Origin of the sequence: Rhodocaloribacter litoris, from assembly GCF_011682235.2 — a bacterium.
Lineage (GTDB): Bacteria > Bacteroidota > Rhodothermia > Rhodothermales > ISCAR-4553 > Rhodocaloribacter > Rhodocaloribacter litoris.
Genome location: NZ_CP076718.1, coordinates 3,082,353 through 3,099,775, shown reverse-complemented (window position 1 = coordinate 3,099,775; position 17,423 = coordinate 3,082,353). Strand labels below are relative to the sequence as shown.

The following is a 17,423-nucleotide window of genomic DNA, read 5'->3' as shown; positions in this document are numbered from 1 at the left end:
TCGTGAGTCTCAAGACGAGAAGCCGATATGAGTCTGGTTTGCTTCCCCTTCAAAGTCGAAAACCCCGAGGTGCTCATCCGGAACATCTACACGGCCGCGGCCCATCCCCGCGTGCGGCAGGTGCTGTGCGTCGGCGTGGAGAAGGAGGCGACCTACCGGGCGGTCGCGGCGGCGGCCCCGGAGGTCCACATGAAGACCGGCACGCGCGTCGAGCTGCTTTTGCAGGACCGCATCGGCAACAGGCGTTCGGGCAAGGGCGACGGGATGAACACCGCCCTGCGCTACTTCCTCGAAGCGTGTGAGGACGAGCGCATCCATTTCTACGATGCCGACATCACCAGCTTCGGGGCGGACTGGATCACCAAGGCCGAAGAGGCAGCCGACTTCGGCTTCTCCGTGGTGCGCCACTACTTCCCCCGCGCCCGCACCGATGCCATGATCACGTGGATGATCACCCGCACCGGCTTTGCGCTGCTGTGGCCTCACACCGGGCTCTCCTGGATCGAACAGCCCCTCGGCGGCGAGTTGCTCTTCACGCGGGAAGTGGCCGAGGCCCTCGTACAGGACGAGCGCGTCCAGGCCCAGAGCGACTGGGGCATCGACACCCTCTACACCTTCTCGTGCGTCCAGCACGGCTTCCGGACCTACGAAACGTACATGCCGCAGGGCAAGGCACACAAGCTCTACGGCAAGCTGACCGACCTGCGCACGATGCTGGTGGAATGCTTTGCCGCCCTGCAAAACCTCCGGGGCGAGGCCATCACGAAAGAAGCCCTGCACCGGGTCGAACACCCCGACGTCGTCCCGAACGGCATCACCGAAAAGCTCGGCTTCGACCTGGAGGGCACGCTGGGCCTGCTCGGCGAACACTGGACGCCCCGCCAGGAGGAGCTCCTGGAACGCTTCCCCCGGCCCGTACGCCAGGAGATGGTGAAGAACCGGCAATACCCGCGCTTCGCCTTCATGGACGAGACAACCTGGATGGACACCTATGCGGTGCTGCTGGACCACTTCGTCTTCGGCGACGACGACTGGGAAGAGTTGCTCTTCAAGCTGTGGATCGCCCGGGTGCTGCACTACGCGACCACGGTGGCCCTGCGCGGCTACGACTATTCGCAGCGCTACCTGCATGCGATGATCCACCGCTACCGGCTGCAGGCCGGCCTGGACGGCTCCTGGCACCGGCCCCGCCGCACCACCCGGCCCGGACAGGCCGCCCCAAAGACCCGGAGCAAAAAAGCCGGCAGCGGGGAGAAACAGCCAGGATAGGACGGCGGCCAAAACAAGCACGCGGCATGTCTTCGCAGCGTCGCACACCTGCACGGAACGCTTTTCTCCGGATCCCCTTGCCAGGGCACGCATAGCACCGTCCATCACCGGGCCGGACGAACCCGTCCGGGCTCCGGGGCGTTAGGAGGCCGTGCCCTGCCCGAAGGGGGCTACGGGCCCTGTCCGTGCTGGGGGTGATTACGGTGCTGAGCGGCTTCTGGCTCTGGGCGGTCACCTCGCCCTGGTTGCGCAGACGCCCGCGCCCCCCCTTTCCTTCGGGGAAACGGCCCGCCAGCACACGCCCCGTCGTCTTACCTACCGACGGCAAGAATGGCCGGCCAGAGGTGCCCCGGAAGAAGCCCAATCTTTGAGGGCGCGAGCGCTCCGACCTCCTCCCGGGCCCATAGCTGTAAAACGAGCGGTACGGGGCCATGACAAGCCTGACGGACACAGCCACGACACACACGCGACGGGCTTACGATCGTGTGGCGCGATGCTACGACCTGCTGGAACTGCCCCTGGAGCAGCTGGTCTTCCGTCGATGGCGACGCCGGCTCTGGGCCAACGTCCGGGGCCCCAACGTGCTCGAACCGGGGGTGGGCACCGGTAAAAACATTCCCTACTACCCCCCGGGCATCACGGTCACGGCCATCGACCTTTCCCCCCGGATGCTGGAACGCGCACGGCGCCGTGCCGCACGCTACCCGGATCGTCCCATCGTCCTTATGGAAATGGATGCCCAGGCGCTGGCTTTTCCCGACCATACGTTCGACGAGGTGGTGGCCACCTTCGTTTTCTGCTCCGTACCCGACCCGGTCCAGGGGCTTCGTGAGGCCCTCCGCGTGAGCCGGCCGGGGGGCGGCTCCACCTGCTCGAACATATGCGGGTACGCTCCGACCGGGTCGGCCGGTGGATGGATCGGCTCGATCCCCCCCTTCACCGCCTCACCGGGGTGCACATCGCCCGCCGTACCGTCGAGAATGTGCGGCAGGCCGGCTGGGAGCTGGAGCGCGTCACCGACCTCGCCCCGGGAGGGCTGGTGCGCCACCTCATCGCCCGAAAGCCCGCTTCCCTCGAACGGCCTTGACCCGGCCTATCCGGCCGCGGAGGCTCTTCGGCCCCGTGACGCGGCGTCGAGATGGCGAGGCAGGCGCACCTCGAAGCGGCTCCCCCGCCCCGGCCCGGCACTCCAGGCCGTCACCGTCCCCCCGTAGAGCGTCACGATGGCCCGGACGATCGACAGGCCCAGCCCGCTGCCATGTCGGGCCTGCACCTCCGGAATATCAGCCCGGTAGAACCGGTCGAACAGGTGCGGCTCCTGCCCGGCCTCGAAGCCGATGCCGGTATCTTCCACCGCCAGGAGCACCTCCTCGTCCCGGGCGTCCAGCGTCACGGTTATTTCCCCACCGGCCGGCGTGTATTTGATCGCATTGTCGAGCAGGTTGTCTACCACTTCTCCCAGCCGGTGCTTCTCTGCCCGCACCGTGAGGCCCGGGGTGATCCGCTGGTACAGGCACAGGCCGGCCCCTTCGGCGCGGGCAGTAAAGCGGCGCACGTGCTCCCGGACCACGTCACTCAACACAACGGGTTCGCGGGGCAGCTCTTGTAGCCGGTCGATACGCGCCAGTTGCAGCAGTCCCTGCACTGTCTCGGTCATCTCTTCCACATCGAGCAGCAGGCGGCGGAGCGTCTCCTCGTAGGCAGCAGGCTCCCGTGACCTTCGAAGCGTGATTTCAATGCTGTTGTGGGTCGTGGTCAGGGGCGTCAGCAGTTCGTGTGCGGCGTTATCGGTGAAGCGTCGCTCCCGATCGAAGGAGGCCTGCAGGCGTTCGATCATCTGGTTGAACGTCTCGGCCAGGTCGGTCAGCTCATCCCGCACCCCAAAGCTGGTGGGGAGACGGGCACTCAGGTCCGTGGCCCGGATCTCGTTGGCGGCCTCGGTCAGGGCGGCCACCGGCCGGAGGGCACGCCGTGCGAGGAGGTAACCGCCTCCGATGGCCAGCAGCACGCTCAGCACAATCCCGATGAGCATGGCCAGACGCAGGCGATAGAGCTCCTGGTGCAACGACCATTCGAACCCGGTCACCTCCAGCCACCCTTTCAGCCGACCGTCGTCTCCGAAGAGCGGCGTATAACAGGACCGGGCCGGCCGGCCGGCCCACACCCGGCTCAACGGATCCGCCTCCCGGCGTGCCGGAAGTTGCACCGGCAGGGGGCTGTGCCCCTCGAAATTTGGGCTCTGGTAGAGCACTTCCCCCGCCGGATCCAGGAGGCGCACGTAGGTCCCGTAGATCCCGTCGGTCTCGTAGGCCACCGAACGAAGCTCGTCCAGCGCGGCAAAAGCCGGAAGCTCCCCGTCGAGCCGGAGGAACGGCAACAGCTCACGCTTCTCGTGGTCGAGGTGACGGTCGAAGTCGCGGTGCAGCGAGTTGTGGAAGTAGAGGTAACAGAAAAACGCAAAGAGGCTCAGCAGGATGAGCATCGTCACCCCGTACCACAGCGTCAGGCGGGTGGAGATACGCAGGTTCAGCCCGGCAAGCATGTTGGCAACCGTCAGGTTCTGAAAGGGGATCGCCGCCGGAGCGAAAGACCCCGAGGGGCCTCCGCGCGCCGGCCGTGCAATCAGCCGACCACCAGGCGATACCCGACGCCGCGCACGGTCTCGATTCGGACAGCCTGGGTCTCGGGGAGGTCCGGCTGGGCTTCGGCCAGCTTCTGTCGTAACCCGGAGATGGTCACGTCGATCACATTGTCGGTCACATAAAAGGCATCTCCCCAGACGCGCTCGGCCATGACGGTCCGTGAGATCACCTCGTCGGGATGACGCATGAAGTCTTCCAGCAACGCATATTCCTTGGGGCGGAGGTTCAAGAGGGTCCCCTGAAACGTGGCCTGCCGGCGCCGGGTGTCTACTTCCAGCGGCCCCCGGCGCAGCACGTGCTCCTGGGTGGCCAGGGGTGGGCGCCGGAGCAAGGCCCGCAGCCGGGCCAGCAATTCTTCGAACTTGAAGGGTTTGGGCAGATAATCATCGGCCCCCGCATCCAGCCCGGCCACCCGGTGTTCGACGTCCCCCAGGGCCGTCAACATCAGGATGGGCATCGTACGCCCGGCCGCTCGAACCCGCTCCACGAGCGTCTTGCCATCCTGCCGGGGCAGGCGCCAGTCCACAATGAGCAGGTCATAAGCGTTGGCCAGCGCCAGGGTTTCTCCTTCCATTCCGTCTTCGGCCAGGTCTACGTGGTATCCTTCCTCTTCCAACCCTGTCTTCAGCGAGTGGGCCAGGCGGGTTTCATCTTCTACTAACAAGATCCACATGGGCTTCGAGGTGGGTTCATGCGTCAACTCCCGAACAGGTCAACCCCGTAAACGAACAAAGTTTCGGACCTTAAAGAAGTTTAAGCTCGCCTTCAGCCTGTCTTAAGGTAACCCACCCGACCTTGGTGACCAGCAAACGGCAAGCTAGATCGTGCCCGTTGCCGGGCCAGACCCCCCTATACGCTTTCTCTCGCAATGTCCTGGTTCTTGCTCGTGATGACCTTCTGGGTCCTGTTCCTCCTGGTCTGCTGGGTTCTGCTGGACCGGCACCTGGAGCCACCGGCGCGTGAATACCGCCGGCGGATGAGGTCCCGGGGCGCGCACGAGCAATCCCTTTCGTAGTCCGTAATCAATCTTTTGAGGTGATATGATGAACACGATCAAAACAACCCTTGCAGGCCTCACCATGAGCCTGATGCTCGGCGTTACCCTGATGCTCTTCGCCCCGGCGCTGCCGGCAATCGCCCAGCACCAACATCAACATGGGCAGGCTGCCCAGACCGATACGACCCGTGGCATGATGCAGGGCGGCATGATGCAGAACGGTATGATGCAGAACGGTATGATGCAGATGATGCATCAGCGGATGCAGCAGATGATGAGCAACCCCTTGCAACGTGCCGCCCTGCTGGTACATCTGCTGCCCACCCTGCAGGAGCCGCTGGCCCTTACCGACGCCCAGGTTGCGGAGCTTAAACAACACGCCCAGGCCTTTCAGGCCAAACGCCAGGAACTCATGCAACAGATGAAGGCGGCGCAAGAGCAACTTCAGAAAGTCATCTCGGAAGGAGAGGCCGCACCGGACCAGGTGCAGGCCCGCCTGGAGGCCATCGCCCGGCACCATGCCCGGCTACAGGCCCTCGCGTATGAAACCGCCCTCCAGATGAAAAAAGTGCTCACGGATGAGCAGCGTTCCAAACTGGCCGCCATCTCCCCCATGCAGTGGCATCGTTACATGATGGAAAATATCACCATGATGCAGATGATGCAGATGATGCACGGTGGCATGATGCACGGTGGCATGATGCAAGGCGGCATGATGCAGGGCGGCATGATGCAAGGCGGCATGATGCAGGGCGGCATGATGCAAGGCGGCATGATGCAGGGCGGCAAGCATCCAAAGAACCAGCGGCCGTAGCTTCGCACCGCATGCGAACCTGCGGGCTTATTCTCATCGATGAAGGAGGAGGGGGCCGACCCGGGTTGCGGGCGGGCCCCTGTCCTCGGAGGAATCTGGCATGTGGGGTGGCATGATGCTTTTCTGGGCGCTCTTACTGATCGTTATCGTGGTGGTCTTGCTCCGCCTCTGGCCGGAGCCTCCCACCCGGTCCCGGAGCCCGTCGGCGCTGGAGGAACTACAACGGCGCTATGCGCGCGGTGAGATTTCCACGCGGGAGTACGAACAGCGCAAAGCACAGTTGAAGCAGCCTTGAGTCTCCTTTTCGTTCCCTAAACCACGTACCGGGTACCGGCCATGTACGACACACACGAATGGATCGGCGGGATGCACTGGGGGTGGTGGGTATTCCTGATCGCCTGCACCCTGATCCTGGTCTATCTCTTCTCACGCTGGTCCTCCCCTGAGGCCCGGGGCCGACGCGAGACGTCGCCGATGGAGATTCTCAGGCGCCGGTATGCTACCGGAGAAATCAGCTCCGAGGACTATGCGGAGCGGAAAGCCCACCTCGAACGGGACCTCTCCTGAAGGCGGCACGGTACCCTAACGCCATGAACAACCCCATGTCCTCTCGTTTACGCTTTTTCCCCGCCGTGCTCCTCGTACTGGCTGTCGTGCTGCTGGCCGGATGCCAGCCGAGCGATACCCCGACCGTCACGGTGTATAAGAGCCCCACGTGCGGGTGTTGCACGGCCTGGGTCCGTCACCTCGAAGCCCGTGGTTTCCGGGTGCGAACCACCGACATGCCCGACGTCTCGGGCATGAAAAGACGCCTCGGTGTGCCGGCCACGCTGGCTTCCTGCCACACCGCCGTGGTGAACGGATACGTGGTGGAGGGCCATGTACCCGCCGGCCTGGTGCAACGGATGCTGGCCGAGCAACCCGACATCACCGGCCTGGCTGTGCCCGGTATGCCCATCGGCTCCCCCGGCATGGAGACGCCGGGCCGGCCCCCGCAGCCCTACCAGGTGCTCGCCTTCGACCGGCGCGGTACCCGGTACGTCTATGCCACGCCGTAAAGGGCACCCTCCTCTATTTTTCCCCCAGACCACCGCAACGTACGATGTTCTCTCTTCCCGAATGGGCGCCCAATGTGCACCCGCTCATCGTCCATTTCCCTATAGCCCTGTTGGCTACGGCTGCCCTCTTCGACCTGCTCTCGCTCGTCCCTCCCGGGCGTCCCGGCGTTCGCAAGGTCGCTGTTAGCCTCTACACCCTGGGTGCGCTGGCCCTGGCCGTGGCCTTTTACACCGGCAGGGCAGCCGCCGATGGGCTGGATCTGCCCGCCCAGATCATCCCGCACGTCACCGACCACGCCGACTGGGCCGAGCGTACGCTGTGGTTCTTCGGCCTGTACGCAGGGGTACGCCTGCTCGCCCTGTGGTTCGAGGTCAAAGGAAAGTACCGGGTACCCCGCTGGATCCCCCTCCTGCTCTTTCTGGCGGGCACCGCCGGGTATTACCTGGTGGTGGAGACCGGTGATCATGGAGCCCGGCTCGTTTATGCCTATGGCGTCGGGGTGCAACCGGACGTGGAGCAGGCGGAGGAGAACATAGAAGAACCGGCTCCGGCTGCTCCCGCCGACACCGTGGCCCGTGTGGAGGTGCAGCCCGACGGCTCCTGGACCTGGCAACCCGGCCCGGGGGCTCCCCGCGTCCTCACCGAGACGTTTCGCTTCCTGCTGGGATCCCCTGCCAACCTCGTCCCTGTGGTGTCAGACAGCGGCCTGGTCCTGCAGGGCACGGGCCGTCCCGTCCTCTTCGTCCTGGACCGCCCCCTGGGGAGCCTCCAGGCCGAAGCCTCGCTGGACCTCCGCGCCTTCAAGGGCCGTTTCCGCCTGGTACATCACCTGCAGGATGCCCGCAACTACGACTTCCTCGAGGTCGCCGACGGCCGCCTCCTCCAGGGACGCATGCAGGAAGGGACCGCCGAAACGTTCGACGCTGCTCCGGCCCCGGCGGACGGGCCACTCGTCCTGAAAGTCGTCAGCGACGGCACCCACTTCCGGGGCTACGCACGGGACGAGATGGCCACCCACGGACACGGCTCGACGCCGGCCCCGGGGCCGGTAGGGCTCTTCGTCGAAGGCACCGGCCCCCTGGTGCTGCACCGTCTCGGCGTGCAGGCCCTGCGCCCCCAGACCCATTGACGCTCCCAGTCCCTTTTACCCACCCACCAACCCGATCCGATCATGACCCGACTCCGTTTACGCGCTCCCCTCGCTGTGCTGGTTCTCCTGTTGTTGTCGGCCTGCGCACAGCCTGAACCTCCGGCACAGGAAGCCCCCTCCCCGGCCGAACTCGAAGCCCTCCTCGAACAACAGGCACAGGCCATCCGTGAAGGCGACCTGGCCACCCTCGACGCCCTCTGGTCCTCCGGCGAAGCCGTGTATATCTTCGAACAGGGCGGGGTGGATAGCTCCTGGGCCGCCTACCGGGATCATCATCTGGGCCCCGAGCTCGAAGCCCTCGACGATCTCGACTTCCGTCACGAAGACGTTCGGATCCGTGCGGGCCAAGACCTGGCCGTCGCCACGGGCCGATATGTCCTGAAGGCTCGCCATGAAGACCGCCCGGTAGAAAGCCAGGGGGTCTTCACGACGGTGCTGGCCCGCGAAGAGGGAGGCTGGAAGATCGTCCACTCTCACCTCAGCCGCCGGTGCAGATAACCTCTTTGGCCACCGGCCCCAGGAGGTAGCCCTGATCCTGAAAACAATTTAAGGTGTGATTCTCCTCCGCTTCAGGTATACTGATACGTGAGTGGGTTGCGTAGGAGTTGCCCCCCCCACTCATCGTAAGACGCACCGGGTTTCTACCTCCCCCACCAGGTGCGTACGCCAGACGGCCCTGTTTCTCGGCAGGGCCGTCTGTGTTCTGGTTCGGCGTTGTGCCCTGCCGGGGAGTCAGGATCCGCTTCACGACGCATCGCGAAAACCTTAAAAGGAGTTAAGCCCCTCTTAAGGCTCGTTTCAGGTTGCTCCCCGCATCTTGTACCCCATACGCAAGGGGCTGCCAAGGCCCCGTACCACGCCCTGAATCCCCGATCCGGCAAACGGAACCATGAACGGTCCCTATGACTACGGCTACTGGACGATGGCGATCGTGATGTCGCTGGTCTTCATCGTCTTCGCCTTCAGCTTTACGCGCCCGAAGCACTGGCGGGACTGGCGCACCTTCGGGGCCTTTGCGGCCTTTATCGTGGCGCTCTTCACGGAGATGTACGGCTTCCCGCTGACCATCTACCTGCTCTCGGGGTGGCTCACCAGCCGGTATCCGAACCTGAACCTCTTTGCCCACGATACCGGCCACCTCTGGCAGACCCTCTTCGGGATCGGGGAGGGCAACTCGCTGGCGGCGCATTTCAACGCGTTACACGTGCTGAGCAACCTGCTCATCGCCGGTGGAGTCATCCTCATCATGAGCGCCTGGCGCGTGCTCTACCGGGCCCACCGCGAGCAGCGCCTGGCCACGACCGGCCCCTATGCCCACGTGCGCCACCCCCAGTACGTCGGGTTCGTGGCGGTGCTGCTGGGCTTCCTGGTGCAGTGGCCCACCCTCCTGACGCTGGCCATGTTTCCCGTACTGGTGTGGATGTATGCCCGCCTGGCACGGATCGAGGAGCACGAGGTACGCGCGCGCTTCGGGGCGGCCTACGACGCCTACGCCGCCCAGATCCCCCGCTTCATCCCGCGCCGCGGCGTGCGTTATGAGAACCCGGGCGAGACCACAGCAGAACCCGTACTTTCCAGCACCGACTTGAACCCCGTGAGGTGAGCCATGGATAACGCCGTTGCGCTGGTCCGTGCCTATCTACATGTCAACGGCTACTTCACCGTATGCGAGTACCCGGTGCTGGAAGCCTCACGGCATGGGGGGTACCGAGCCGTGACCGACCTCGACGTCCTGGCCTTCCGGTTCCCCAACGCCGGTCGCCTGGTGGCCGGGCTCCCGGAGACGGCTCCCGCCTCTTTCCAGCCGGACCCACGGCTCGACGTGCCGGCAGACGTGCCCGACATGCTGATCGGCGAAGTGAAGGAGGGACGCGCCCGGCTCAATGAAGCCACGACCGACCCGGCCGTCCTGGAGACGGCGCTGGTGCGCTTCGGGTGTTGTGCCCCCGAAGAAGCCCCCGCGCTGGTGCGCCGGGTACGTCGAGACGGCACGGCTACCGGTCCACACGGACACCGGGTGCGGCTCCTGGTCTTTGCCTCCCGCCCCGAGGCCGTCCCCCAGGCCGGGGTACGGGTCCTCCCTCTGGGCCACGTCATCCATTTCCTGCAAGCCTACCTCGACCAATACTGGGACGTGCTCCATCACGCACAGTTCAAAGACCCGGCGTTCGGCTTCCTGGTTACCTTACAGAAAGCCCTGCGCCACCCTCAGACCCCGACCGAAAACACCAACGCCTCGAACGCACACGAGAACCAGCCATGAACCCTACCCACGCTTCCCACGACGGGGACCATGATGCCCCTGCGAAGGCCCCCGAACACGACCACGGCGCCCACGGGCACGGCGACCATGGACACGGCGCCCATAGACACAACCACGGCGCCCACGGGCACGGCGACCATGGACACGACGATGGCGCCCACGGGCACGGTGCCCATGGACACGACCATCACGCCATGATGGTGGAAGACTTCCGTAAGCGGTTCTGGATCTCGCTCCTGCTTACGCTCCCCATCCTGGCCCTTTCGCCCATGATCCAGGGTTTCCTGGGCATCGAAGAGGCGCTGCGCTTTCCGGGCGACCGCTATGTGCTCTGGGCGCTTTCCTCGGTGGTCTTCTTCTACGGCGGCTGGCCGTTCCTGAATGGGCTCTTCTCCGAACTCCGAAAACGCCAGCCGGGGATGATGACCCTCATCTCTGTCGCCATCACCACGGCCTACGTCTACAGCAGCGCCGTGGTCTTCGGGCTGGCCGGCAAGATCTTCTTCTGGGAGCTGGCCACGCTGATCGACGTGATGCTGCTGGGGCACTGGATCGAGATGAAGTCGGTGCTGGGCGCTTCCCGGGCGCTGGATGAACTGGCCCGCCTCATGCCCAGCGAGGCCCACCGGGTGCAACCCGACGGCAGCGTGGTGGACGTGCCCCTCGATCAGCTCCAGGCGGGGGACCGGGTCCTCGTCCGGCCCGGCGAAAAGATCCCGGCCGACGGGGTGGTGGTCCAGGGGCAGAGCGCCGTGAATGAGGCCATGCTCACGGGCGAATCGGTGCCGGTGAACAAAAAGGAAGGCGACGTGGTGATCGGCGGGGCCATCAACGGGGAAGGGTCCCTTATCCTGGAGGTACAGAAGACCGGGTCGGAGAGCTTCCTCGCCCAGGTGATCGACCTGGTACGGCAGGCCCAGGAGTCGAAGTCGAAGACGCAGGACCTGGCCAACCGAGCCGCCCGGTGGTTGACGTTCGTCGCGCTCGGGGGCGGGGCCCTCACGCTCTTCGTCTGGATCGTCCTGATGGACCAGCCCTTCGACTTCGCCCTCGAACGCATGGTGACGGTGATGGTGATCGCCTGTCCGCACGCCCTCGGGCTGGCCGTGCCGCTGGTGGTGGCCGTCTCGACGGCGCTCTCGGCACAGAACGGGCTCCTCATCCGCGACCGTTCCGCCTTCGAGGCAGCGCGGAACCTGCAGGCGATCATCTTCGACAAAACCGGCACACTCACCGAGGGCCGGTTCGGCATCACCGACACCCTCCTCTTCGACCAGGCGCTGACGGAAGACGAACTGCTCCGGTACGCCGCCGCGGTAGAGGCCCATTCGGAGCACCCCATCGCCCAGGCCATCGCGGCGGCGGTCGAGCGCCCGCCGGCCGTCGAAAACTTCAACGCCATCCCCGGCAAGGGAGCCGAAGGCACCGTCGAGGGGCGGGAGGTCAAGATCGTCAGCCCCGGCTACCTGAAAGAACACGGCATCGCGTTCGACGACCCGCGGTATGAGGAACTCTCGGAGCAGGGCAAGACCGTCGTCTTCGTCCTGATCGACGGGCGGCTGGTCGGCGCCCTCGCGCTGGCCGACGTCATCCGCCCCGAGTCTCGCGAGGCCATCGCCGCCCTCAAGCGCATGGGGATCCGGACGATGATGCTCACCGGCGACAACCGCAAGGTGGCCGCCTGGGTCAGCCAACAGATCGGGCTGGATGAGTACTTCGCCGAGGTGCTTCCCCACCAGAAAGCCGAGAAGGTCAAGGAAGTGCAGGCCCGTGGGTTGACCGTCGCCATGACCGGGGACGGGGTCAACGATGCGCCCGCACTGGCCCAGGCCGACGTGGGCATCGCCGTGGGGGCCGGTACGGACGTGGCCATCGAGACCGCCGACATCATCCTGGTTCGCAGCAATCCGAAGGATGTGCTGGCGGTGTTAAGGCTCTCGCGTGCCACCTACCGGAAGATGATCCAGAATCTGTGGTGGGCGGCCGGTTACAACATCGTGGCCATCCCGCTGGCCGCCGGGGTGCTGTACCAGCTCGGCCTGCTGCTGGGCCCGGCCGTCGCCGCCGTCTTCATGTCGGCCAGCACCGTGATCGTCTCGATCAATGCCCGGTTCCTGAAGATCGAACGCTGAGTCTCTCCTTTCCCTGTTGAGGTATCGGCCATGAATCGTACCGCCCACGCCCCCTGGTGCGTGTCCGACTCCCTCCTCGGAGCCCGGGGAACGCCCCGGCTGGATCCCGCCCCCCCCGTTCCTCCACGGGATCATGCGCCTGCTTTTGCGGAGGCCATCGCCCCGAAGTGCGTGAACGGGCCCTACGCCACCCTGCACCGCGACCTCCTCCTGCTGTATCACCACACCCGGCAGGTCGCCCGGCGGGGCCGCTCCCTGATCGGGCAGGAGGGCGCCCCGAAGGACACCTGGCGAACGCTCCTGCACGTGTACGCACGCCTCGACGGCCTGCAAGAACAACTCCTTTCGATCATCCGGCAGGTAGAGCGCCTTCGGGACCCTTTTCCCGAGAGGCTCGAGCAACCTCCCCCGCACCCCCCTGCGCTGCCAGCCGTTGAGCAAGCCCCAAGCGCATGAAAGAGGTTCATATCATCGGCGCAGGACCCGCCGGGCTGGCAGCGGCGCTGTACCTGGCGCGTGCAGGATGGCACCCCGTCGTCTTCGAGCAGGCACAAGAGGTCGGGTCTCGGTTTCACGGAGACTTCCAGGGGCTAGAGAACTGGTCTACGGAAGAGGATGTGCGGGACGTCCTGGCGGCCCTGGGGATCGAAACCACCTTCAGGTGTGTCCCCTTTTCGTCGGGTACTTTCTACGCCCCCTCGGGCCAGGCTTATCCCCTACGGACGCGGCGCCCCCTCTTCTATCTCGTGCAGCGGGGTCCTGCACCGGCATCGCTCGATCAGGGGCTCAAGGAGCAAGCCCTTCAGGCCGGCGCCGAGATCCGGTTCGGAGAAAAGGTTGACACGGCCCGCGCGGCCAAGGTCATCGTGGCTACCGGCCCCCGTGCGCCGGATGCGATTGCCCGGGGCCTGCTCTTCGAAACCTCACATCCTGATGCCTGCTTTGGTTTTCTGGGAGACCACCTGGCGCCGCGCGGATACGCCTACCTGCTCATCCATGCAGGCCGGGCTACCCTGGCCACCTGTCTCTTCGACCACTTCGAGCAGGCCACGCATTACTTCGACCAAACCCTCCAAACGATCCTGGACGTGGTCGATCTCGACGTAAAAAATCCCCGACCATTCGGCGGTTATGTCAACTTCAGGATAAGCCCCCCCTGGGTTCGGAACCACCGCATGTACCTGGTAGGCGAGCGGGCCGGCTTCCAGGATGCCCTCTGGGGCTTCGGGCTACGCTATGCTCTGCTCTCCGGCACCCTGGCTGCCCGTGCTATCGTGCAGGAGCTGGATTACAATGACCTGTGCCGTACGCACCTGCTCCCCCGGCTCGAAACTTCGCTCGTCAACCGCATGCTGTATAACCAGCTCGGCAATTACGGCTACGAGTGGGTCCTCCGGCGTCTGACGGGGCTGGATGTGATTACCAAATTGCACGAGCATTACCAGCCCTCTCCCCTCAAGCACAGGCTCTACGACCTCGCCCGGCGACACATTCATCCTCGCCTGCGCGAAGAGGCCTGCCAGGAGGAGGCCTGTGCCTGCCTGTGGTGTACCCACGGCAGGCAGGTCGACACCCGCGGTATGGAACGCTGCGTAGAAAGGCACTCGAAGGGCGCCTCCTGAGCATACCCCCATCAGCTCCTCCCGGCAACCTAACCATCGACCAAGGAGAGGCTGCTTTACCCGCCTTTAGCCCCGGGAGTGCCGGCGGTTGGTCCTCGTGAAACCTCCCCGTACCGCCTTCCCTGGCGGCAAGAAGCCACATCTGTGAGGCCTCTCGTGTGCAAGCCCCCTGGCGTGCCATCGTAGCGCCGTGCACATCCCTCCCCCATCCTGCAATCCGGCTTGCCCCGCACCCGGTTCGTTGATCGCCGCGATCCCCTCACCACCGGCCTGCATTCCCCCCTGAAAGTACCCGCGGAAGTGCTCCTTTTTGCCTGCCTGCTCCGACGCGCCACGCGAAGGGATCGGGTTTGCAGAGATCCAGGGGGCCCGATAAGCCCCCGGCCGATACCGCCTTAACAGGTTTTAAGGGGGCTTTAAGGGTCTTTTCAGGAAGCCAGCCCTAGGTTGGCAACCGATAGCAGTTTTCTTCACGTAATCCTGGAGGCCCTGCCATGGTACCGGTCCGCAACATCCTCGTCGCGCGGGATCTCGCCGACGCATCCGATGCCCCCCTCTCTTTCGCCCTCGCCTGTGCCCGGCAGCACGGTGCCCGCATCCACATCGTCTACGGGGCCCTTCAGCCGGGTGACCCGGATAACGTCCCCCCGGAAGCCGAGCTCCCAGACGAGGTGTTCCTGGAGACCCTGCGAGCCAGCACCCCGGTCTCCACCGAGGAACTGGAGATTCAATTTGCCGTCTCGCGCGGGGTGTCCCCCGTGCAGGCGCTCCTCCGCTACGCCACCGACCAACAGGTCGACCTGATCGTCACGGGAAGCCGTAATCACTCCGCGCTGAGGCGCCTCCTGGGGCGCAGTCTTTCCCAACAGCTGGCACGGACGGCGCCTTGCCCGGTCACCATCGTACGTGAGGAGGCCCGTGCCTGACCAACGTGGTTTCGGCTTGCCTTGCCCCCCATCCTCTTGAGAACGATGTCCGCCCCTACTACCCACACCTTCAGGCAGACGCTGCTGGTCATCGTCCTTTGCCTGCTGCCGATCCTGCTACTGGTGGTCGTCCTGACCGGGCACCTCGTGCTTTCTCCGTGGCTGCTGTTGCTGCTCCTGTTGCTGTGCTTCGCCGGGATGTATTACGTCCTGGCACGCCAGCCAGGGGTAGCGGAAGACGTGGCTGCTCCTCCGGCGGAGCAGCCCCCCGCGGACGTTCCGGAAGCGCTGATGCTCCAGGTCATCGACATCCTGTACCCCAGCAAGAGCTATCAGAAGGGCGGCTTCTACTTTTTCGAGGGCCCCCTGTCGTTGAAGCCGGAGGCTGCTTATGAGGCGCTCCAGCGGCGTTTCGCCGACAGTACGCTGGTCCCATTGCTACAGGAAAGCGAGAACGGCCAGCCGGTGCTGGTGCTGGCTCCCTCCGAAGCCCTCCCGGCCCCGGCGCCACGCAGGCAGCACGCCTGGCTGAACGGGTTGCTGTTCCTCGCCACACTGGCCACCACCACCTGGGCCGGAGCAGCGCATCAAGGCATCAACCTGATAAGGGATCCCGGGCAACTGGGCGCCGGCCTCCCCTATGCCCTGGCCCTGCTGTTCATCCTGGGGGCCCACGAAATGGGGCATTACCTCACGGCCCGCCGTTACGGAATGCACGTTTCGTTGCCCTACTTCATCCCCGTACCCTTTGGCCTGGGTACCTTCGGCGCCTTTATCCAGATGAAGTCGCTGGCACCGCACCGTCGTGCGCTGTTCGATGTAGCCGTGGCCGGACCGCTGGCAGGGCTGGTCATCGCCCTCCCCGCCTTGCTCATCGGCCTCCGGTATTCAACCCTGGTGCCCGACGGGGCGGGCCCGTCGATGTTCATGGGCGGGGCCGACGTAGGCTCCTCGATCTTGCTGGCCTTCCTGGCAAAGGCCGCCCTGGGTGAGGCCGTCCTCGAAGGGCACCGCTTGATCTTGCACCCCGTGGCTTTTGCGGGCTGGCTGGGCCTGCTCGTCACGGCGCTCAACCTGATCCCGGTGGGCCAGCTCGACGGCGGCCATATGGTCCATGCCCTGCTCGGGCACCGGACGGCCCGGACGGTTGGCGTCGTCTCGCTCGTCGCCCTCGTCCTGTTGGGCCTGTTTGTCTGGAGTGGCCTGCTGTTCTGGGCCCTGTTGATCTTTTTCCTGGCTGGCACCGAAGATGCCCCGGCCCGCAACGACCTCACCCGCGTGCCCCACGGGCGCATGGTGCTGGGAGCTGCGGCCTTCGTCCTGTTGCTGTTGATCCTGCTGCCCGTACCCCATGCCCTTTACGCCTCCCTGGGGATTCACTGCCCGTACACCTGACCCAGCGACCACGCGCTGCACGCACAAACCGGTTCCCGGCGATGTCCTCCTCCTCAACTTCAGAACGCCTGCGCCCCTTCACCCTGGTCCTGGCCGGGGGGGGAGCCCGCGGGTTCGCCCACATCGGGGTCTTGCGGGCCCTCGAGGCCCTGGGGTATCGCCCCGCGGCCCTCGTGGGCGTTTCGATGGGGGCGGTCGTCGGGGTTACCTATGCCCTGCGCCCCGACTGGTACCAGGCCCTTCTGAGCATGGACACCAGCACCTTCCCCAAACCGCTCCCCGCGGCTGATACGGCGGCCACCGGGCGCAAGCTACGGGCGTGGTTCGCCCGGGCCCAGGTGGTGTATGACATGGTGCGGGACTGGGGCCCCGGCCGGTATGCCCTTTCGGCCGGTCGCCATCTGTTGCATGAGCTGACGCAGGGGCGGCTCCTGGAAGAGACCCGCCTGCCCGTGGCCGTATCGACCACCGACCTGCGTTCGGGCCAGCGGTATGTGATATACTCCGGGCGGGCCGAGGAGGCCCTCTACGCCAGCAGCGCCCTCGCCGGCGTGCTCCCCCCGTTGCGACGCGGGAACCGGCTGCTGGCCGACGGAGCCTATGCCGACATCGCCCCCGTGGATGTGGCGAGGGGCTTCGGCAACCCCGTGGTCATCGCGGTGGATCCCGGCCAGGCCCTGACCCCGGCCGAGGTCCACAACGGATACCAGGCCCTGCTGCGGGCCATGGAGATCTGCCACCTGCGTCATGCTGACGCGCGCCTGGGCCTGGCCGACCTCGTGTTGCGCCCTCCTTTCCGCCACACCATCGACACCTTCGACTTCGAGGCCAGGCGCGAATGTGTGGCTGCCGGGTGGCGTGTGGTGCGGCAACACCGGCAGGTCTTGGCCCGGTTACTACAGGCCCCCCATGGCCCTCCTCCCCGGCCGGGGACAACCCCCTCCCCCCCCTCCGTCGCCGCCCACTGACAGCCCCTTTGCTACCCCCCTGAACCCATCATCCTGGTCGAAACACATGATGGACTGGCTCGCTGAAAACTGGTTTTTCGTCCTGCTGTTGCTGGCCTTTATCGCCCTCCACCTGTTCGGGCACGGTCACGGCCATGGCGGGCACGGCAGGCACCGGGAAGGGTAGCGCTCGGGCGCCCGGCTCGG

At 65.5% G+C, this 17,423-nt stretch carries 20 protein-coding genes and 1 pseudogene; 19 read left to right on the top strand and 2 right to left on the bottom strand.

Going from position 1 to position 17,423, the window contains the following annotated elements:
• Window positions 1-27 precede the first annotated feature (27 nt).
• The 3 genes and pseudogenes from GQ464_RS12920 to GQ464_RS19050 all read left to right on the top strand — a co-directional run bounded on the left by GQ464_RS12920 (window position 28) and on the right by GQ464_RS19050 (window position 2,356).
• The gene (locus GQ464_RS12920; protein WP_228350276.1) at window positions 28-1,269 is read left to right on the top strand and encodes a mannosylglycerate synthase domain-containing protein; all 1,242 of its coding nucleotides are present in this window, start codon (window positions 28-30) and stop codon (window positions 1,267-1,269) included.
• A 431-nt stretch (window positions 1,270-1,700) separates the two neighbouring features.
• Window positions 1,701-2,093, top strand: a pseudogene (locus GQ464_RS19100) (class I SAM-dependent methyltransferase); the annotation flags it as partial.
• Window positions 2,094-2,149: 56 nt separating this feature from the next.
• Window positions 2,150-2,356, top strand: coding sequence for a hypothetical protein (locus tag GQ464_RS19050; RefSeq protein ID WP_228350790.1), 207 nt, complete (start codon window positions 2,150-2,152; stop codon window positions 2,354-2,356).
• Between the two features lie 6 nt (window positions 2,357-2,362).
• Here GQ464_RS19050 and GQ464_RS12905 read toward each other — a convergent pair whose 3' ends face one another.
• Window positions 2,363-3,811 carry a sensor histidine kinase gene (locus tag GQ464_RS12905; RefSeq protein ID WP_166976161.1) on the bottom strand — a complete coding sequence of 483 codons (1,449 nt, stop codon included), beginning with the start codon at window positions 3,809-3,811 and terminating at the stop codon, window positions 2,363-2,365.
• Between the two features lie 80 nt (window positions 3,812-3,891).
• On the bottom strand, window positions 3,892-4,584 hold the full coding sequence (locus GQ464_RS12900) for a response regulator transcription factor (protein WP_166976158.1): 693 nt from the start codon (window positions 4,582-4,584) through the stop codon (window positions 3,892-3,894).
• Window positions 4,585-4,779: 195 nt separating this feature from the next.
• On the opposite strand from GQ464_RS12900, the gene GQ464_RS12895 reads away from it, so the two are divergent.
• The 16 genes from GQ464_RS12895 (at window position 4,780) to GQ464_RS12820 (ending at window position 17,403) form a co-directional block, all read left to right on the top strand.
• Window positions 4,780-4,926 carry a hypothetical protein gene (locus GQ464_RS12895; RefSeq protein WP_166976155.1) on the top strand — a complete coding sequence of 49 codons (147 nt, stop codon included), beginning with the start codon at window positions 4,780-4,782 and terminating at the stop codon, window positions 4,924-4,926.
• A gap of 25 nt (window positions 4,927-4,951) precedes the next feature.
• Complete coding sequence (locus GQ464_RS12890; RefSeq protein ID WP_228350275.1) at window positions 4,952-5,722, top strand: Spy/CpxP family protein refolding chaperone; 771 nt, start codon at window positions 4,952-4,954, stop codon at window positions 5,720-5,722.
• A gap of 112 nt (window positions 5,723-5,834) precedes the next feature.
• Entirely contained in the window at window positions 5,835-6,017 is a 183-nt protein-coding gene (locus tag GQ464_RS12885) for an SHOCT domain-containing protein (RefSeq protein ID WP_228350274.1), read from the top strand.
• A 41-nt stretch (window positions 6,018-6,058) separates the two neighbouring features.
• Window positions 6,059-6,289 (top strand): SHOCT domain-containing protein, encoded by a 231-nt coding sequence (locus GQ464_RS12880; protein WP_166976149.1) that lies wholly within the window; start codon window positions 6,059-6,061, stop codon window positions 6,287-6,289.
• Window positions 6,290-6,324: 35 nt separating this feature from the next.
• Window positions 6,325-6,780 carry a DUF411 domain-containing protein gene (locus GQ464_RS12875; RefSeq protein WP_166976146.1) on the top strand — a complete coding sequence of 152 codons (456 nt, stop codon included), beginning with the start codon at window positions 6,325-6,327 and terminating at the stop codon, window positions 6,778-6,780.
• A gap of 44 nt (window positions 6,781-6,824) precedes the next feature.
• Window positions 6,825-7,910 carry a DUF2231 domain-containing protein gene (locus GQ464_RS12870; protein WP_166976143.1) on the top strand — a complete coding sequence of 362 codons (1,086 nt, stop codon included), beginning with the start codon at window positions 6,825-6,827 and terminating at the stop codon, window positions 7,908-7,910.
• A 42-nt stretch (window positions 7,911-7,952) separates the two neighbouring features.
• A complete protein-coding gene (locus GQ464_RS12865) occupies window positions 7,953-8,429 on the top strand; it encodes a YybH family protein (protein WP_166976139.1) in 477 nt (158 codons plus the stop codon).
• Between the two features lie 391 nt (window positions 8,430-8,820).
• The gene (locus GQ464_RS12860) at window positions 8,821-9,534 is read left to right on the top strand and encodes a methyltransferase family protein (RefSeq protein WP_166976136.1); all 714 of its coding nucleotides are present in this window, start codon (window positions 8,821-8,823) and stop codon (window positions 9,532-9,534) included.
• Between the two features lie 3 nt (window positions 9,535-9,537).
• Window positions 9,538-10,194: a hypothetical protein gene (locus GQ464_RS12855; protein WP_166976133.1), complete on the top strand. Its 657-nt coding sequence runs from the start codon at window positions 9,538-9,540 to the stop codon at window positions 10,192-10,194.
• A complete protein-coding gene (locus GQ464_RS12850; RefSeq protein WP_423816154.1) occupies window positions 10,191-12,326 on the top strand; it encodes a copper-translocating P-type ATPase in 2,136 nt (711 codons plus the stop codon). The genes GQ464_RS12855 and GQ464_RS12850 overlap by 4 nt, the downstream gene beginning before the upstream one ends.
• A gap of 30 nt (window positions 12,327-12,356) precedes the next feature.
• Window positions 12,357-12,782 (top strand): hypothetical protein, encoded by a 426-nt coding sequence (locus tag GQ464_RS12845; RefSeq protein WP_228350272.1) that lies wholly within the window; start codon window positions 12,357-12,359, stop codon window positions 12,780-12,782.
• On the top strand, window positions 12,779-13,948 hold the full coding sequence (locus GQ464_RS12840; protein WP_166976127.1) for an NAD(P)/FAD-dependent oxidoreductase: 1,170 nt from the start codon (window positions 12,779-12,781) through the stop codon (window positions 13,946-13,948). The genes GQ464_RS12845 and GQ464_RS12840 overlap by 4 nt, the downstream gene beginning before the upstream one ends.
• Window positions 13,949-14,442: 494 nt before the next feature.
• Window positions 14,443-14,874 (top strand): universal stress protein, encoded by a 432-nt coding sequence (locus GQ464_RS12835; protein ID WP_166976124.1) that lies wholly within the window; start codon window positions 14,443-14,445, stop codon window positions 14,872-14,874.
• 45 nt (window positions 14,875-14,919) lie between these two features.
• Complete coding sequence (locus GQ464_RS12830; RefSeq protein WP_166976121.1) at window positions 14,920-16,269, top strand: site-2 protease family protein; 1,350 nt, start codon at window positions 14,920-14,922, stop codon at window positions 16,267-16,269.
• 41 nt (window positions 16,270-16,310) lie between these two features.
• Window positions 16,311-17,237 carry a patatin-like phospholipase family protein gene (locus GQ464_RS12825; RefSeq protein WP_166976118.1) on the top strand — a complete coding sequence of 309 codons (927 nt, stop codon included), beginning with the start codon at window positions 16,311-16,313 and terminating at the stop codon, window positions 17,235-17,237.
• A 46-nt stretch (window positions 17,238-17,283) separates the two neighbouring features.
• Complete coding sequence (locus tag GQ464_RS12820) at window positions 17,284-17,403, top strand: DUF2933 domain-containing protein (RefSeq protein WP_228350271.1); 120 nt, start codon at window positions 17,284-17,286, stop codon at window positions 17,401-17,403.
• The last annotated feature ends 20 nt before the right edge of the window (window positions 17,404-17,423 follow it).

Coding starts and splice junctions, on each gene's coding strand:
- GQ464_RS12850 (WP_423816154.1), top strand. CDS start 10,191: ATGAACCCTACCCACGCTTCCCACGACGGGGACCATGATGCCCCTGCG.
- GQ464_RS12820 (WP_228350271.1), top strand. CDS start 17,284: ATGATGGACTGGCTCGCTGAAAACTGGTTTTTCGTCCTGCTGTTGCTG.
- GQ464_RS12900 (WP_166976158.1), bottom strand. CDS start 4,584: ATGTGGATCTTGTTAGTAGAAGATGAAACCCGCCTGGCCCACTCGCTG.
- GQ464_RS12875 (WP_166976146.1), top strand. CDS start 6,325: ATGTCCTCTCGTTTACGCTTTTTCCCCGCCGTGCTCCTCGTACTGGCT.
- GQ464_RS12840 (WP_166976127.1), top strand. CDS start 12,779: ATGAAAGAGGTTCATATCATCGGCGCAGGACCCGCCGGGCTGGCAGCG.
- GQ464_RS12880 (WP_166976149.1), top strand. CDS start 6,059: ATGTACGACACACACGAATGGATCGGCGGGATGCACTGGGGGTGGTGG.
- GQ464_RS12825 (WP_166976118.1), top strand. CDS start 16,311: ATGTCCTCCTCCTCAACTTCAGAACGCCTGCGCCCCTTCACCCTGGTC.
- GQ464_RS12890 (WP_228350275.1), top strand. CDS start 4,952: ATGATGAACACGATCAAAACAACCCTTGCAGGCCTCACCATGAGCCTG.
- GQ464_RS19050 (WP_228350790.1), top strand. CDS start 2,150: ATGCGGGTACGCTCCGACCGGGTCGGCCGGTGGATGGATCGGCTCGAT.
- GQ464_RS12845 (WP_228350272.1), top strand. CDS start 12,357: ATGAATCGTACCGCCCACGCCCCCTGGTGCGTGTCCGACTCCCTCCTC.
- GQ464_RS12865 (WP_166976139.1), top strand. CDS start 7,953: ATGACCCGACTCCGTTTACGCGCTCCCCTCGCTGTGCTGGTTCTCCTG.
- GQ464_RS12855 (WP_166976133.1), top strand. CDS start 9,538: ATGGATAACGCCGTTGCGCTGGTCCGTGCCTATCTACATGTCAACGGC.
- GQ464_RS12895 (WP_166976155.1), top strand. CDS start 4,780: ATGTCCTGGTTCTTGCTCGTGATGACCTTCTGGGTCCTGTTCCTCCTG.
- GQ464_RS12830 (WP_166976121.1), top strand. CDS start 14,920: ATGTCCGCCCCTACTACCCACACCTTCAGGCAGACGCTGCTGGTCATC.
- GQ464_RS12905 (WP_166976161.1), bottom strand. CDS start 3,811: ATGCTTGCCGGGCTGAACCTGCGTATCTCCACCCGCCTGACGCTGTGG.
- GQ464_RS12860 (WP_166976136.1), top strand. CDS start 8,821: ATGAACGGTCCCTATGACTACGGCTACTGGACGATGGCGATCGTGATG.
- GQ464_RS12835 (WP_166976124.1), top strand. CDS start 14,443: ATGGTACCGGTCCGCAACATCCTCGTCGCGCGGGATCTCGCCGACGCA.
- GQ464_RS12920 (WP_228350276.1), top strand. CDS start 28: ATGAGTCTGGTTTGCTTCCCCTTCAAAGTCGAAAACCCCGAGGTGCTC.
- GQ464_RS12870 (WP_166976143.1), top strand. CDS start 6,825: ATGTTCTCTCTTCCCGAATGGGCGCCCAATGTGCACCCGCTCATCGTC.
- GQ464_RS12885 (WP_228350274.1), top strand. CDS start 5,835: ATGATGCTTTTCTGGGCGCTCTTACTGATCGTTATCGTGGTGGTCTTG.